This window comes from Rhizobium sp. BK602 (assembly GCF_014195095.1).
Lineage (GTDB): Bacteria > Pseudomonadota > Alphaproteobacteria > Rhizobiales > Rhizobiaceae > Rhizobium.
Window position 1 is genome coordinate 29,725 of record NZ_JACIBC010000011.1, and the last position, 16,798, is coordinate 46,522.

The window sequence follows — 16,798 nt, forward strand, 5'->3', positions numbered from 1 at the left end:
GATCGCTGTTTTTGGGAGGAAAACATGAACAGTTTGAAGCGCCGGCTGCTGCTGGCCGCCGTTGCCCTTATGGCTGCAACATCCGTGAACGCTGCCGATAAGGTCCGGCTCGGCAATCTGAAATTCGCCCATTACGGTGCGATCTCCTACATGAAGGAGCTGGCTCCGAAATATGATCTGGAGATCGAGGAGCGCTTCTTTGCCAAGGGCATCGACATCCTGCCGGCCATCGTCGCCGGCGAAGTGGATGTCGCCGCAAGCGCCGTCGACGCGGCAATCGCCGGCCGCGCCAAGGGCGTGCCGATCTATGCCGTCGCCGGTTTCGCCAAGGGTGGCGCCCGCATCGTGGCCGGCAGCAAATCCGGCATCACCTCGATCGCGCAATTCAAAGGCAAGAAGGTTGGCGTTGCCCGCGGCGGCGCCCAGGAACTGCTGCTGCTGGCCGAACTCGACAAGGCCGGCCTGACCTGGTCGGAAAAGCCCGGCAAGGACGTGCAGATCCTCTACATGGCCTATGCCGACCTCAACCAAGCGCTGATGGCCGGCGATATCGATGCCATGAGCCAGTCGGAACCGCAGGCGAGCCAGGCGATCAACAAGGCCTTCGGCGTCGAGATCCTCAAGCCCTACGATACGCCGATCGGCATGCCTGTGCGTTCGCTGGTCTTCTCGGAGGACTTCTACAAGAAGGGCGACGTTGCCGAGCGCACCATGAAGCTTTTCGTCGAGGCGACGAAGACCTTCATCGGCAAGCCGGATCTGGCGGAGAAATACGTCATCAACGACATGTTCAAGGGCCAGATCACGCCGCAGGATTTCAAGGACGCCATCGGCAACTCGCCCTACAGCTATGAGATCACGCCGGAGCATGTTCAGATCACCACCGACCTGATGGTGAAATATGGCGTCGGCAAGCTCGCCAATCCGCCGAAGGCGACCGACTGGGTCAAGACCGACCTGCTGGAAAGCGCCCTGAAATGATGAAGCGGCTGTTTCAGAATCTGGCCGTTCCGGTCGTCCTGCTGATCGTCTGGCAATTGATGTCGGTCTTCGGCCTGGTCAGGCCGGAGATCCTGCCGTCCCCCGTCGCGATCCTGGAGCGGTTCTGGCTCTATCTGGCGCCCGAGCAAAGCCTCCAGGAAGCTGGCGGCCTTGGTGCCTGGGTCATGTCGAGCGAGCTTCTGGGCGATCTGCTGGCAAGCCTCCAGCGCGTCGTCCTGGGTTTTGTCGTCGGAGCGGGCCTGGCATTGCCGCTGGGGCTGCTGATGGGTACGGATCGCACGATCGAGCGCTATCTGAACCCGGTCATCCAGTTCCTGCGGCCGATCCCGCCGATCGCCTATATTCCGCTGGCGATCCTTTGGTTCGGCCTCGGCAACCCGCCGGCCATCTTCCTGATCGCCATCGGCGCCTTCTTTCCGGTGCTGATCAACACGATCAGTGGCGTGCGCAACGTCGACAGCATCTATGTGCGGGCGGCCACCAATCTGGGGGCGGACAGGCTGACGCTGTTCCGGCGGGTCATCCTGCCGGCCGCCACGCCGTATATTCTCACGGGCATGCGCATCGGCATCGGCACGGCCTTCATCGTCGTCATCGTCGCCGAGATGATCGCGGTCAACAGTGGTCTCGGATACCGCATCCTCGAAGCCCGCGAATATATGTGGTCGGACAAGGTGATTGCCGGGATGATCGCCATCGGCCTGCTCGGCCTTGCCATCGATCTCGGCGTCAACCGGCTGAACAGCCATCTCCTGCGCTGGCATCGCGGCATCGAGTCGTAATCCGGCGCAGCCACAGTCGTTTGTCTTCAATCTGCCGGTCCGCCTGTCCCGATGGATGGAGGGGACATCGGACCGGCGCGATGGCATTGATCCATCAATGTTCGCGACAGGGAGGAACCATATGTCGATCACCTCTGCAAATCTCGCCCCGCAGGCGGCCACCGCCTCCGCGCCCCAGATTCTCGCGCGCGGCGTCAACAAGATCTTCGGCAAGGAGCCGGCTTCGGTCACCGCGCTGAAGGACATCGATCTTGAAATCAGCGCCGGGGAGTTCGTCTGCCTTCTCGGCCCTTCCGGCTGCGGCAAGTCAACCCTGCTTAATGCCATCGCCGGCTTTTCGCTACCGACGACGGGGACGCTGGAGGTCTCCGGCAAGGCCGTCGCCGCGCCGGGGCCGGATCGCGGCATGGTGTTCCAGGAATATGCGCTGTTTCCGTGGATGACCGTCGAGCGCAATATCGCCTTCGGGCTGGAGATACGCGGTCTGGGCAAGCAGCAGATCGCCGAGACCGTCAATCAGCTTCTCGATCTCCTCGGCCTCAAGGAATTCCGCCAGCGTTTCCCCAAGGATCTCTCCGGCGGCATGCGCCAGCGTGTGGCGATTGCCCGCGTTCTGGCGCTCGATCCGCCGATCATGCTGATGGACGAGCCGTTCGGCGCGCTCGATGCGCTGACGAGGCGCTCGCTGCAGGACGAGTTGCTGCGTATCTGGCAGGCGGTCGGCAAGACCATCGTCTTCGTCACCCATTCCATCGAGGAGGCGATCTATCTAGGCTCGCGCGTCGTCATCCTCACCTACCGGCCCGGCACGATCAAAAAGGACATCGCGATCGAACTGCCCTATCCCAGGGACACCAACTCGGTCGAGTTCAACGAGATCAAGCGGGAGCTGGCGCAGATCGTCCATGCCGAGCAGGATCGCTTCGCGCTGGACGAGCGCAAGGGGCTGACCCTGGATTGACAGATCGGGAGGCTGCGTGATTGGAGATGTCCAATGCTCCTTCGTCACGCGGCTCATCCTGTTATGATGCCGCGATCGAGCATGGGTGGGGGACGCCGTTGCGATGGAAATACCTGATACTGGCGCTTGTGCTCGCGATCCTCTGCGTGGGCATGCCGGCGCTTGTTCAGGATATGACGCGCAAATACGGGCTGCGTGAGGCGGCGGTCCAGTCGCATGAGAGGCTGAAGCTGATTTCCGCCACGCTTTCGACCCGCATCGAACGGTTCCGCTACCTGCCCGACGTCGTGGCGCGCTCCAGCGAGATCGAGGATCTCTTCCGCTCCGGCATGGCGCAGGCGAAGCGGCCGGACATCAACCGCTTCCTTGCGCGCCTTGCCGACGCTTCCGGCGCGGTGGCGCTCTATGTCACCGATACGACGGGACTGGCGATCGCTTCGAGCAACTACGACACGCCCGACAGTTTCGTCGGCCATGACTATAGCTACCGGCCCTATTTCCGCGATGCCATGGCCAATGGCAATGGCGGCTATTACGCGATCGGCGCGACCACGGGGCAGCCGGGCTATTTCCTCTCCGTACCGATCAAGGTCGACGACAGGGTGGTGGGTGTTTCCATCGTCAAGATCGACCTGCTGCCGGTCGAAAAGCAGTGGCACGATGCCGGCGAAGAGGTCGCCATGACGGATAGCGAGGGTATCATTTTCCTCTCCTCGCGACCGGATTGGCGCTATACGGCAACCGTACCGATCTCGCCGACGGCATTGGCGCAGCTGAAGCAGGAGCGCCGCTATGGCGACGCGGCGCTGGCACCGAAGATCCGCGTCGTTCAATCCTCGGGCTTCGATCTGGCGACGGTCGGAAATGACGGGGCGTCGGAGCAGCGCCTGCAGGTCAAGGCACCGTTCGGTGAGAAGGGCTGGACGCTGATCTATTTCGCCGATCTCGCCGACATCAGGCGGCAGGACGATATTGTCGCCGTCGCCACGGCGCTGGCCGGCCTGCTTGTGCTCGCCGGCATCACCATCGCGGTGCAGAGGCGCCGCGGCCGTCTGGCGGCAAGGCGGGCCTTCGAGCAGCTCGAACATCGCGTTGCCGAACGCACCCAGCAATTGAAGCTCAGCCATGACCTGCTCGAGCGGGAAATCGCCGAGCGCAAGGAGGCTGAACGGCAGCTGAGCGTCACCCGCAGCAATCTCTCGCAGGCAGAGAAACTGGCCCTGATCGGCCAGGCCTTCGCCGGTCTTGCCCACGAGATCAACCAGCCCCTGGCGGCCTTGTCGACCTATATCGCCTCCACGCGGCTGCTCTTGAAGCGCAAGCAATATGAGCCGATCGAGGAAAATATCGACACGATGAACGAGGTCGTCGGCCGCATTTCCGATCTGACCGGCCAGTTGAAGCGGCTGGCACGCCGCAGCGACGACGAATTCGTCGATGTCGATCTCGGCGCGATCGTCAAGCGCACGCTGAAACTGCTGAAGTTTCGGTTTTCCGATCTCGGCATCAACGTGTCGCAGGATATCGATGCCCGGCTCAAGGTGCAGGGCAGTGCCGCGCAACTGGAGCAGGTGGTCCTCAATCTTCTCACCAATGCGGTCGATGCTGTAAGACACCGGAAGGACCCGGCCATTCATGTCAGCGGACGGGCGGACGGGGCGTGGTGCATGATTACCGTTGACGACAACGGTCCGGGGATTGCCGCCGAGATGGGAACACAACTGTTCGAGCCTTTCTATACGACCAAACTGCCGGGCGAAGGCCTCGGTCTCGGCCTGGCGACGGCGCACCGCATTGCCAACGATCACGGGGGCTCATTGTCCTTCGACCGGTCACCGCTGGGTGGCGCCAGCTTCGTCCTGCGCCTGAGGCAGAACGGCAGCAGCGTATCGCGTCGCCGCGAAAGGAGTGAGGGATGACGGAGACCCTTCCGGTCATTTTGCTGATCGAGGACGACGCGGCGCTGCGCCGCTCGCTCGCCCAATGGCTTTCGCTCAACGAACTGGAGGTGATCCAGGCCAAGGACGGCAACGAGGCGCTCCGCATTTTGCGCACCACAACGGTCGATCTGGTGATCTCGGATGTGCGCATGCCGGGCATGTCCGGTCTCGAACTGCTTGCGATCGTGCGGAAGAGCTGGCCGGATTTGCCGGTGATCATCCTCAGCGGCCACGGCGACGTTCCGATGGCGGTCGCGGCCATTCAGGCCGGGGCATTCAATTTCCTGACCAAGCCCTATGTGCCGGAACAGCTGATCGGCACGCTGCAGAATGCGTTGGAACAGACGCGGCTGCGCCGGCGGCTCGTCTCGCTGGAACAGGGCAATGCGACGCGGGCAAGGATCGAGCGGCAGTTGCTCGGCGCCGATCAGGCGGCTGTCCGGCTGAAGGCGGCAATAGAGCAGCTCGCCTCCTATCCTGTCGATGTGCTCATCAAGGGGGAGACCGGCGCCGGCAAGGAAGTGGTCGCCCGGCTGCTGCATGAATGCAGCCCGCGCCAGTCCGGCCCCTATGTCGCGATCAATTGCGCGGCGCTGCCTCTCGATATCGTCGAAAGCGAGCTCTTCGGCCATGAGAACGGGGCATTTACTGGGGCGTCGGGCACACGCATCGGCAAGTTCGAATTCGCCAATGGCGGTACGATCTTCCTGGATGAAATCGAAAGCATGCCTTTATCCGCGCAGGCAAAGCTGTTGCGCGTTCTGCAGGAGCGCAGGATCACCCGGCTGGGATCGAACAAGGAAATCCCCGTGGACATAAGGCTGCTGTCGGCGACGAAGGAGGATCTGCGCGAGCGCGCCTCGCAGGGGCAGTTTCGCGAGGATCTATACTATCGGCTGGTGGCAGCCGAGATCGACATTCCGCCCTTGCGCGAGCGTAGCCACGACGCGCTGCTGCTGTTCGAGCATTTCGCGCAATCCATGGCAAAGCGTCTGGAGCGCAGCGTCCAGCCTCTGACATCCGAGGAAACCCGCTTCATCCTCGGCTATGGCTGGCCCGGCAACGTGCGGCAGCTCAAGCTTCTGGCCGAACGCCGCGCCCTGGGGCTGGACTGGCAGCCGGACGCCGGCCGGCAGGACCATCCGCCGATGGACGACCGTCCCCTGTCCGAGCTTGTCGATCAGTTTGAACTTCAGATCATCGAACAGGCCCTGAACGCGGCCGGCGGCAAAGCGAGCCTTGCCGCCGAACGCTTGCAGGTGCCGCACAGGACGTTCAATGAAAAGCTGAAGCGGCTGAGCATGAAGCACAAGGATTTCGGCTGACGCCCGAGGCGGCGACGGATAGCGTCAGCTTGCCAGCAGAACCCGCTCCTGCTCATAGTGGCGGCCGAAGCGGCTGTTCAGGAAGAGGTCGAGCTTGATCTCCTCCTGTTTGACGAAGCCCGTCGCCGATATCTCGCCCTTGGAGAGAAGATCGAGAACCGCGCAGATGCTCGATGCCGTGGTGATCTGGATGGCACTCATGGTGCGTCCGGCGATCTTGGCGCTGTAGACCTTGTTTGCATAGGTTTCCTGCACCAACTGTCCGTTCCGGCGTCCGCAGACCGTCACGAAGATGATCACGACATCCTGCAGCGTCGAGGGCAGGGCATGCTCCAGAATGTCCTTCAGCACCTCGCGGCGGTGGCGCAGGCCGAGATCGTTCAGGAGCGCCTTCATGATCGCCGCGTGTCCGGGATAGCGGATCGTCCGGTAGTTCAGCGTCTTGACCTTGCCTTCCAGCGTTTCGCACAGCGTGCCGAGGCCGCCGGAGGTGTTGAAGGCTTCGTAGGTGACGCCGTCGAGCGAGAATTCCTCGCGCTCTTCCATCGCCGGAACTTCCGTGATCTGGCCGTTCACGATGGCCTCGCACGGCTCGATATATTCGTTGATGATGCCGTCCGTGCTCCAGGTGAGATTGTAGTTCAGGGCATTGGACGGGAATTGGGGCAGGGCGCCGACACGCATGCGCACGCTGTCGAGCGTGTCGAAGCGGCTGGCGAGATCGCTGGCGACGATCGAGATGAAGCCGGGGGCCAGGCCGCATTGCGGGATGACGGCAGTCTTCGCGGTCTCCGCGATCGCCTTGACTTTGCGGGTCGACTGAACGTCCTCGGTCAGATCGAGGTAATGGGCGCCGGCGGCGACCGCCGCGGTAGCGATCGGCACGGTCAGATGGAAAGGGGCAGCGCTCAGAACCGCGAATTTGCCGGCAAGAAGCGAGGCGAGCGCCGTCGCGTCCGTGATATCGATGTGGGCAACCGAAAGCGCCGGACCGGTTTCGAGCTGGCGCAGCAGCTCCGCGCTGCGGTCCGCGACGGTCACGCGGTAGTCGCCCGAATGCACGAGCATGCGCGCGATGGTGGAGCCGATTTTGCCTGCGCCGATGACGACGATGTCTCGCATATGAAGTCCCCTATAGCGATCCGAGAAATTTTTATGGTTTCTTTATCCCGAACGCTTCTGTTAATTCATAGTGTCGGATCGATCGATCCGATAAGCTATTTTAAGCGAATCGACGTTCAAGGTGATCAATATGACGTTGGCCGACAAGGACAGGCAATTGCTGTTGCTGCTCGGTGAGAATGCGCGCATGTCAACGGCCATGCTGGCGCGCAAGCTCGGATTGTCGCGTACCACGGTGCAGACAAAAATCGAGCGTCTGGAGCGGGATGGCATCATCACCGGCTATGGCGTCCGGTTGTCGGAGGCCTATGAAAGCGGCCTGGTGAAGGCGCATGTGCTGATCACCCTGAAAGCCAAGATGCTCGGCCGCGTCACCCAGCAATTGCAGGCGATCCAGAATGTGAGTTCGGTGCATTCCGTCAGCGGCAGTTTCGACATGATCGCCATGGTCGCCGCCACATCCATCAGCGAGCTCGACCGGGTGATCGACAAGATCGGCGAGATCGACGGCGTGGAAAAGACGCTGTCGTCGATCATATTGTCGACCCGCATCGATCGCTGAGCCCCTGCTCTTGGGCGTGCCGGTTGGGATTGCGACCGCGCGTGCGAACTATCCTTCATGCGACGGCTTGTCTTCTGCCTGTTTTGCCGGCAGAGCCCGCGCATTGCATTAGAAAGCCCTCACAATTGCCGGTTTAGTCAAAGTATTAATGAGTTTTGTCTATGCTAATCTAAGCCATATCTACCGGGGATATTAATGCTGCGCTTTCTATCGACATCCATCGTGCGTCAGGTCGTTGCGATCACACTCTGTCTGCTCGCCGCCAGTACGGCCGCAATCGTTGCTGTGACCTATTACAATCTCAGCCGCTACGTGATGGATAGCGCCGTTGCCGACGCAAGGGACGCCAGCCGCGCGATGGCGATCCTTTATGCGGGAGGCGACGGGGCCGCGAAGATCGCGCTGAAGGACACCGATCTCGCTTCGGTGACCGAGGAGAAGATCCCCACCTTCGCCGACCATGATCTGGTTGACCGCGTGGCACAGTCGATTGCCGGTGTTGCGACGATTTTCGAAAAGCAGGACGGCGATTATGTTCGCGTTTCGACCAATGTGAAGAAGCAGGACGGTAGCCGCGCGGTCGGCACCAAACTTGCTGCCGACCACCCCGCCCAGCCCGTGCTTGCCAAGGGTGAGGCTTACTATGGTCCGGCGCAGCTCTTCGGACGGAATTTCATGACGGGCTATTTCCCGGTCAAGAATGCCGCGGGTGCCAATGTGGGCATTCTGTTCATCGGCATCCCGATGGAAGTCTATTTCGCGCATCTGAACCACCTGCAGCTCCTCGTGCTGTCGGCCGGGGGCGCGGTCATGGCGTTGGTCGGCCTTCTCGCCTTTGTCGCCATCCGCCGCGCGACAAGGCCGTTGCAGGCCTTGACGAAGACGGTTCACGAGATTTCGGCGGGCAATTTCAACGGTGTCATTCCCTGCGTCGAGAAAAGAAACGAGTTCGGCGAAATCGGCCGCGCCCTGGAGGCATTCCGCGACAGTGCGCGCGCGCGCCTCGATCTGGAAACGCGTGCGGCCGAGCAGCGCACGCTCGCCGAGGCCGAGCGCACGCGCAACGACGAGGACAAGCGCATTCTCGACGGACAGATCGAATTTGCCGTCAGCCAGATTGCCGCCGGCCTCGGGCGCCTGGCGCAGGGCGACGTTTCGCTGACCATCGAAACGCCCTTTGTCGGCCGTCTCGAGCAGCTTCGCATCGATTTCAATGCCTCGCTCATCCGTCTGCAGGATACACTGACCCATATCCGCGACAGCGCGACCGTCATCCAGCGCAACAGCAGCGCGATGCGCTCCTCCGCCGATGAACTCTCCAAGCGGACCGAGGCACAGGCGGCCAATCTCGAGGAAACCGCCGCGGCGGTGGAGGAAATCACCGTCACCGTCCGTTCGTCGGCCGAACGGGCTCGTGAGGCCAATGGCGTCGTCGCGCTGACCAAGAAGACCGCCGATGGTTCCGGCACCGTCGTCGGGGATGCGGTTGCCGCCATGTCGCGCATCGAGCAGGCATCGCAGCAGATCGAGCAGATCATCGAGGTGATCGACGATATCGCCTTCCAGACGAACCTGCTTGCCCTGAACGCCGGCATCGAGGCCGCACGCGCCGGCGAAGCGGGCAAGGGTTTCGCAGTCGTCGCGCAGGAAGTGCGCGATCTCGCCCAGCGCTCGGCTGGAGCCGCCCGCGAGATCAAGGGGCTGATCGAAAAATCGACCGGAGAGGTCACCGCCGGCTCGGCGCTGGTGCAGAAGACCGGTAGCGTCCTTGCCTCGATCAGCGAGGAAATCATCGCGATCAGCAAGCATGTCGAAACCATCGCGACCGCCAGCCAGGACCAGGCTGTCGCGTTGCAGGAGGTCAATGGTTCCGTCAACGCCATGGACCAGATGACCCAGAAGAACGCGGCCATGGTCGAGGAAACGACGCAGGCCAGCCGTGGACTTGCCGAAGAGGCCGATACGCTGATGAAGCTCTTGCGGCAGTTCCGTATCGATGCGCCTTCGCAGCGTCATGGCGGGCAGAGGCAAGCGGCCTGATCGAGGCGATTGGCAGCGGCCGCGATTCCCCCCGCCAGCCATCTCGATCCGCTCAGCGGCAAGAATGCAAGCGCCATTCTTGCCGCCGGTATCGCTGAGGATCGGGGCGGCGCCGGTAGCCGTGATTTTTATGTTGCCGAGATTAAGCCCGATACGTAAGGTTCCCTTGATATAGCTATAGGGGTATTTCCTGGAGTCCGACGCACGAGGAACCACATGGCCAAAGATCCGCCGCCGAGTGCTACAATCGGCGCCGACATTGATCTTGGCATTGTGTATAGCTGGGCTTTTGTCCGCGGAGCTGTGGCGAAGCTATTGGGCGGCGCGACAAGATGGCGAAAGAACCGTTTTCAATCTGGTCCATGTCCTGTCCGAGCAAACGGCCAGGACGGTGCAGTCGATCGATCTGAATATCCAGGATATCGTGAAGGAGCTTTCGGATAATCCGTCGCTGCCCGACAACGACGCCGATTTTCGGGCCGAACTGCATAATCGGTTGAGCACGCTGCCCTATGTCCGGGCGATCTTTGTCATCGGACCCGACGGATTCATCACCCACGACACCGATTATCCCACGACGCCGCATGTCAGCCTTGCCGACCGGCAATATTTCAAGGCGCATGTCGACGATCGCTCGCCAGCTCTGCATATCGGTCCGCCGCTGATGAGCCGATCGGTCAACCGCTGGTTCATAAGCCTGACCCGGCGCATCGAAGGAAAAGACGGGCGTTTCGCGGGCGTCGTCGTCGCGGCAATGGAGCCGCGTTACTTTAAGGAGTTCTACCAGAAGCTGTGGGTCGGCGACGGGACGATCGCGCTCCTGCTCGCCGACGGAATATTGCTGACGCGTTCTCCGACAGACGAGGGCGTCGTGGCCAAATCCTTTGCGGATGCGGAACCGTTCAAGAGCCTGCTTTCCCGGGGCAATCGCGGCGTCTTGTGGTCCGAGAGCCCGATTGACGGGGTCCGGCGCGTGGTCGGTTACCAGCGGCTGGAGAGTGCTCCGCTCGTCATGCTTGCCACCCTGAACGAACATGACGTCATGGAGCCCTGGCGCTCGCATGCCATGATAGAACTTTCAGGCGCCGGAATACTTCTGGTGTTGCTGGTGATACTGCAATGGCTGGCATGGCGGTATCGCCGTCGCGAGGAGCTGGCACAACAGCGGCTGGAGCGGACGCAGCGGCTGGAATCGATCGGCCGTTTTGCCGGCGGCGTGGCGCATGATCTGGGCAACCTGCTGAGGGTTATTCGCTCGTCTGTCCTGCTGTTGCGGCCGACCGTCAGCGACCGGCCGGAGGCGCTCGGCGTCCTCGACGAACTCGATGGATCGCTGGATTCGGGGCGCGAGCTGGTCAATCAGCTGCTATCTTATGCTCGTGACAGGCAGTTTCAGGCCGGGGCGACGGATCTGGCGCGCCTGATCACCGATGTCCTGCCGATCCTGAAGCAGGCAGCAGGCCCGAGAATATCGATCGTCAAGACATTTGCGGATGTCAGGGCCATATGCGTCATCGACGACGCGCAATTTCGCGCGACGATGGTCAATCTGGTTTTGAACGCCCGCGATGCGATGCCTTCTGGCGGCGCGATCTTCATCGATCTTCGTTTGGTCGGCGAACGGAAGGCGGACAACAGGCCCGCCTGGGCCGAGGTCGCCATTCGCGACGAGGGAACAGGGATGAGTGAACATGTGCGCAAGCAGGCATTCGATCCCTTCTTCACGACAAAAGGGCCCGGTTCGGGCAATGGTCTGGGGCTCAACCAAGTTGCTGATTTCATTGAGAGGTGCGCCGGTCAGGCCGAATTGGTCAGCGAGGAAGGCAAGGGTACGACTGTCAAACTCCGCTTTCCGGTGAGCGAGGCTGACGACGCGTCGGATACCGGACGTTGAGGAATGGGTCATAGCCGCCCCGGATGCCGCTGTAGGGCGCTGAAATACTGCTGAAAGTCGAAAATATGACTGGGCATATGCCGAAAATCGTAATTGCGGACGATCATCCGATCGTTCGAGCCGGTATACGGGCCGCTCTTGCGCGCCGGCCGGACTGGCGCGTCTGCGCCGAGGCCGATGATGGGGAAGCCGCCATTCGGCTCTCTCTCGAGCATGGCGCCGACATCATCATTCTCGATCATAGTCTACCGATCATCAATGGGCTCGAGGCAACCCGACGGCTATCCCGGGAGATGCCGAAGCTCGGCGTTCTGGTCTATACGATGTATGAGGATCATGGCCTTGTGCGGGATATCCTGAAGGCGGGCGCACGCGGCTATGTGCTCAAGACCGAGGACGATGCCAGCCTTCTTGCCGGCGTCGAGGCGCTGATCGGCGGCAAAAGCTATATTTCCCGACAGGTGCAGGACAGTATCGCCGAGAGCGAGGGAAGCGGAGAGAGGTTCGATCATCCCGATTCCCTGACGCCGAGAGAGCGTGAAGTGGTGCAGTTCGTCGCGGAGGGAAAGTCCAACAAGACGATTGCCGAGCTTCTGGGCGTCAGCATCAAAACCGTCGATTCCCATCGGACCTCCTCGATGAGGAAGCTGAAATTGCGCACGGCGGTCGATCTGGCGCGATACGCGATCCGGAACAAATTGATCAAGCTTTAAGGCAGGTCGCAGGCGCGGCTGAACCGCCGCCCCATGTTTGCGCGCAAAGGGCGAAAGCGACCAGCATTTCCAGCCGAGTATCCCGCCAGGGGTCATGTGCTTGGGCATTCTTGTCAGGTCTACACCTGATGGTTCCCCGATTGGCGGCATGCTATCGACGTGCCTGCTTCTTCGACCGGTCATGGAGGGCGGCCAAATGGTCGGGGAGCGGAAGCCGTCGCTGTCCGCGATGGCCCCAGCATCATTGAGAGCGGCGCATGTTCCGGAAACGAAATTTTTCATCTCTTCGCAATTTCGTCACGGCCTGCTCAACAGCCCGCCGGCCTTGGCCGGGCGAAATGCCGGCATGTCACATCCGCTGAACATCCGTGCCGTGATGTCCTTCTCATCATTCCCTTCTCCTCCTTCTTTCCAATCGATCTCCAGGGCAAGAATGCGCCATCCCCATCGCGATGTGCTTGCCGATATGAACAGTGGAGTGGGTCCGCAAAGGCGCAGAGCATGACAAAAAATATCGACGTCGCGGGCCGGATTCGCGCGATCCGCAAGCAGTTGAACATGACCCAGGGCGAGCTTGGCGAGCAGGCCGGCCTCAGCCTTGCCACTATCGGCAAGATCGAGCGTGGCGAGATCAGCCCGACGATTGCCGCCCTTCAGAAAATCGCCGTCTGCCTGCGCGCACCCCTTGCGGCTCTCATCGATGACGCGATCGACGGGCCGAGGCGGATCTTCTTCGCCCGCAAGGATCTGACGGTCGCATCCTTCGGCAAGCATACAGTCCGCCAGGTGGGTAGGAATCTCGGCCGTCGCGCGCTGCAGATGACCGAGGATACCTATGAGGTCGGCGCCGACACCGGAGAGATGATGCAGAGCCACGCCGGCGAGGAGGCGGGCTTTGTCATTCGCGGCAAGCTCGAAGTCATCGTAGGCTACCAGTCGCGGATTCTCGGTCCGGGCGAAGCCTATTTCTTCGAAAGCCGGCTCCCTCATCGTTTTCGCAATGTCGGAAGCGAAATCTGCGTGGTCGTTACCGCGACGACGCCGCCGAACTAAGGCTGCGTCTTGCCGTAGCGCCGTCTCTGGCACCGATACACGGCAATTCATTTGTCGGCTTTCGCTGATATCCGGACGGCGTATGCTTGCAAGCGATGCCCATGCCCAATCCGACGGGGAAATCTCTTGCTGCCTGTGGGCTGGTCGTGATGCATTTTGATAATGTCGCAGAAAAGCTCCGATGTCGCAGTTGCTCGGGGTAATGTCTCGGCAAATCCAAAGCGTGGAGTCGCAAGCAATGGCAGAGTTTCCTCAAAAGGCCAAAGTCGTCATCGTCGGCCTGGGCGGTATCGTAGGCGCATCGATCGCCCATCATCTGATCGAGCGCGGATGGGACGATATCGTCGGTATCGACAAATCCGGTATCCCTACCGATATCGGCTCGACGGCGCATGCCTCCGACTTCTGTTATACCACCAGCCACGATTATCTCTCGGTCTGGACCACCCAGTATTCGATCGATTTCTTCGAGAAGATGGGGCACTACGCCCGCATCGGCGGCCTCGAGGTTGCGCGAACGGGTGACGATACCTGGATGGAAGAGATCAAGCGCAAGGTTTCCTCCGGCAAGGCTTTCGGCACCAATGTCCGCCTCGTCACCCCCGCCGAGATCAAGGAAATGTTCCCGCTGATCGAAGAGGATCAGGTGCAGGGCGGCATGTTCGATCCGGATGCCGGCCTCGTCGTTCCGCGCTCGCAGACGGTTGCCGGCAAGCTGGTGGATGCCGCCGAAAAGTCCGGCAAGCTGCAGGTATACGGCAATACGCCGGCGCAGTCGCTGATCGTCGAGGGTGGCCGCATCAAGGGCGTGGTCACGCATCGCGGCACGATCATGGCCGACCACGTCGTGGTTTGCGCCGGCATCTGGGGCCGCCTGATCGCCGAGATGGTCGGCGAGGACCTGCCGGTCATGCCGGTCGATCACCCGCTCACCTTCTTCGGTCCCTATAACGAGTTCGAAGGCACGGGCAAGGACATCGGCTTCCCGCTGCTGAGAGACCAGGGCAATTCCGCCTATATGCGCGACACCGGCGATCCGAAGACGACGGAAGGCGGCCAGATCGAGTGGGGCTATTACGAGACCACCAATCCTCGCCTCTGCCACCCGCGCGACATTCTGGAAAAGCATGAAGCCCGCCTGTCGCCCTCGCAACGCGACCTCGAGATGGAACAGATCATCGAGCCGCTCGAGCGCGCCATGGAGCTGACGCCGATCCTCGGCGAACTTGGCTACAACGAGGGCCATTCCTTTAACGGCCTGCTGCAGGTTTCCGCCGCCGGCGGCCCGTCCTGCGGCGAAAGCCAGAAGGTGCGCGGCCTCTGGTACTGCGTCGCCATCTGGGTGAAGGACGGTCCGGGCTACGGCAAGCTCATCGCCGACTGGATGACCGACGGACGCACCGAGATCGACCACAACTCGATCGACTATGCGCGCTTCTATCCGCACCAGCTGACGGAAGAGTTCATCGAGGGCCGCTGCTTCGAAGCTGCCCAGAAGATCTATTTCCCGGCCGTGCACACGCGCGAACCCTACGCCTCGGGCCGCAACGTCAAGCGCTCGCCGTTCTACGAACGCGAGAAGGAGCTCGGCGGCTATTTCATGGAGCTCGGCGGCTGGGAGCGCGCGCATGGTTATGCCGCGAACGAGCATCTGCTGGAGAAGTACGGCGATCGCGTGCCGGTGCGCGAGAACGAGTGGGACAGCCGCCATTTTTGGCGCGTCTCCAATGCCGAACATCTGGCGATGAGCGAGGATTGCGGCATCGTCAATCTCTCGCATTTCCACATGGTCGACCTTGAAGGCCCTGATCATGTCGAGCTGCTGGAGTGGCTGTGCGCGGCAAAGATCGGCGGCGACGGCAATATCGGCAAGGGCATCTACACCCACTTCCTCGACGACGAGGGCATGGTGCGGGCCGACTTTACTGTCATTCGCATGGCCGATCGCTGCCGGCTGATCAACGGTGCCGATGCCGGACCGCGCGACTTCCATTATATGCGTCGCGTCGCCCAGGACCGTGGTCTCGACGTCACCATCACCGACGTGACCGAGAAGTTCATCACCATCGGCATCTGGGGTCCGAACGCCCGCGAAACGCTGAAGAAAGTCGTCGCCGATCCGGCGGGGCTCGATGCGGAAAACTTCCCCTTCGCGGCGATCAAGCAGATCGAGATCGGCGGCAAGCCGGTGACCGCCTTCCGCATCTCCTATGTCGGTGAGCAGGGCTGGGAACTGCACATGAAATACGAGGACGGCCTTGCCGTCTGGGATGCGCTGCGCTCCACCGGCGTGATGGCCTTCGGCGTCGAGACCTATGCGAATTCACGTCGCATGGAAAAGAGCCTGCGCCTGCAGAATGCCGACCTTCTGACCCAGTACAACCTGATCGAAGCCGATCTCGCCCGTCCGAAGGTCAAGGAAGCCGACTTCCGCGGCAAGGCGAAGCATCTGGAGTACAAGGCCCGCGATCATCAGCCGGCCATGCTCTGCACGCTGGTCATGACGGAGAATACGGACAGCCAAGGCGTCAAGCGTTATCCGGTCGGCAATCTGCCTGTTATCGATCCGGAAACCGGCAAGGTGCTTGTCGATGAACTCGGCCGCCGGTCTTACACGACCTCCATCGCCTTCGGTCCGACCATCGGCAAGAATATCGCACTGGCCTATCTGCCCTGGGAATATTGCCAGGAAGGCCGCAAGCTGCAGGTCGAGTATTTCAACGAGGCCTATCCGGTCGAAGTCGCCGGCATCGGCTACAAGCCGCTCTATGATGCCGAAAACCTGAAGCCGAGAAGCTAAGCGGAGCCATTCGCCTCCGGCTTTGGTGTCAATGAAAAAACGCCGCCTGGATGAGAGATGTCCAGGCGGCGTTTGCATTTACTGTTTTGGTGGCGTCAGCCGGACTCCGACACTTCGCTTGGATTGGCGAGCGGCAGCATGCCGCGATAAATGCCGGGCACGGAGCCTTCGATGGGGATGGCGCCGACGCTACGGCGATAGAATTCCATCGGGCCGGCACCGCCGATGACGCCATAGGCATAGCCCTGGGCGTGCATGTCCAGAAGCGTGGTCAGCAGCAGGGCATGGCCGACACCCTTGCCGCGCATGACGGGATCGACGCCCGTCGGGCCGAAGAAGCCCTTGGCGGTCGCCTCATGGCATGCGAAGCCGATGAGGGCATCATCCTTGACGGCAATGAAGCAGGAGGGCGGCTGGCGCATGGTGGCCACTGTGGCCTCCGCCGCCCAGCCGGCGCCGAACAGCGGTTCGATCCAGGCGGTCAGCGCCTTGAGTTCGGGCGCCAGCACCCGGCGGATGACGATCCCTTCGCCGTCCATGCGCTTCTGGAGAGCTGGGTCCGGCTTCAGATCGTAGAGTCTCACAAGCATGTCCATGGATATGT

General features: G+C 61.6%; 13 protein-coding genes. 11 read left to right on the forward strand and 2 right to left on the reverse strand.

Features of this window, described 5'->3' with window-relative positions; translation table 11 throughout:
• The first annotated feature begins 24 nt into the window (after positions 1-24).
• From FHX11_RS27170 to FHX11_RS27190, 5 genes are all read left to right on the forward strand, one after another.
• Positions 25-981: an ABC transporter substrate-binding protein gene (locus FHX11_RS27170; RefSeq protein WP_184363654.1), complete on the forward strand. Its 957-nt coding sequence runs from the start codon at positions 25-27 to the stop codon at positions 979-981.
• On the forward strand, positions 978-1,784 hold the full coding sequence (locus FHX11_RS27175) for an ABC transporter permease (RefSeq protein ID WP_184363657.1): 807 nt from the start codon (positions 978-980) through the stop codon (positions 1,782-1,784). The genes FHX11_RS27170 and FHX11_RS27175 overlap by 4 nt, the downstream gene beginning before the upstream one ends.
• A 121-nt stretch (positions 1,785-1,905) precedes the next feature.
• Positions 1,906-2,745: an ABC transporter ATP-binding protein gene (locus FHX11_RS27180; RefSeq protein WP_184363660.1), complete on the forward strand. Its 840-nt coding sequence runs from the start codon at positions 1,906-1,908 to the stop codon at positions 2,743-2,745.
• 98 nt (positions 2,746-2,843) lie between these two features.
• Positions 2,844-4,664, forward strand: a complete 1,821-nt coding sequence (locus tag FHX11_RS27185) for an ATP-binding protein (protein ID WP_246781163.1) — start codon at positions 2,844-2,846, stop codon at positions 4,662-4,664.
• Positions 4,661-6,010: a sigma-54 dependent transcriptional regulator gene (locus tag FHX11_RS27190; RefSeq protein WP_184363664.1), complete on the forward strand. Its 1,350-nt coding sequence runs from the start codon at positions 4,661-4,663 to the stop codon at positions 6,008-6,010. The genes FHX11_RS27185 and FHX11_RS27190 overlap by 4 nt, the downstream gene beginning before the upstream one ends.
• 24 nt (positions 6,011-6,034) lie before the next feature.
• Here the strand turns inward: FHX11_RS27190 and FHX11_RS27195 are convergent, their stop codons facing one another.
• Entirely contained in the window at positions 6,035-7,132 is a 1,098-nt protein-coding gene (locus FHX11_RS27195) for a saccharopine dehydrogenase family protein (protein WP_184363667.1), read from the reverse strand.
• Positions 7,133-7,262: 130 nt separating this feature from the next.
• Here FHX11_RS27195 and FHX11_RS27200 point away from each other — a divergent pair, with 130 nt between their 5' ends.
• From FHX11_RS27200 to FHX11_RS27225, 6 genes are all read left to right on the forward strand, one after another.
• Positions 7,263-7,694 (forward strand): Lrp/AsnC family transcriptional regulator, encoded by a 432-nt coding sequence (locus tag FHX11_RS27200; protein WP_184363670.1) that lies wholly within the window; start codon positions 7,263-7,265, stop codon positions 7,692-7,694.
• Positions 7,695-7,889: 195 nt separating this feature from the next.
• Entirely contained in the window at positions 7,890-9,734 is a 1,845-nt protein-coding gene (locus tag FHX11_RS27205) for a methyl-accepting chemotaxis protein (protein WP_184363673.1), read from the forward strand.
• Between the two features lie 238 nt (positions 9,735-9,972).
• On the forward strand, positions 9,973-11,628 hold the full coding sequence (locus tag FHX11_RS27210) for an ATP-binding protein (protein WP_348649741.1): 1,656 nt from the start codon (positions 9,973-9,975) through the stop codon (positions 11,626-11,628).
• A gap of 77 nt (positions 11,629-11,705) precedes the next feature.
• A complete protein-coding gene (locus FHX11_RS27215; protein WP_246781165.1) occupies positions 11,706-12,341 on the forward strand; it encodes a response regulator transcription factor in 636 nt (211 codons plus the stop codon).
• Between the two features lie 501 nt (positions 12,342-12,842).
• Positions 12,843-13,394: a cupin domain-containing protein gene (locus FHX11_RS27220; RefSeq protein WP_184363682.1), complete on the forward strand. Its 552-nt coding sequence runs from the start codon at positions 12,843-12,845 to the stop codon at positions 13,392-13,394.
• Positions 13,395-13,632: 238 nt separating this feature from the next.
• Positions 13,633-16,194 carry an FAD-dependent oxidoreductase gene (locus tag FHX11_RS27225; RefSeq protein ID WP_184363685.1) on the forward strand — a complete coding sequence of 854 codons (2,562 nt, stop codon included), beginning with the start codon at positions 13,633-13,635 and terminating at the stop codon, positions 16,192-16,194.
• Between the two features lie 95 nt (positions 16,195-16,289).
• Here the strand turns inward: FHX11_RS27225 and FHX11_RS27230 are convergent, their stop codons facing one another.
• On the reverse strand, positions 16,290-16,790 hold the full coding sequence (locus FHX11_RS27230; RefSeq protein WP_184363688.1) for a GNAT family N-acetyltransferase: 501 nt from the start codon (positions 16,788-16,790) through the stop codon (positions 16,290-16,292).
• Positions 16,791-16,798 lie beyond the last annotated feature (8 nt).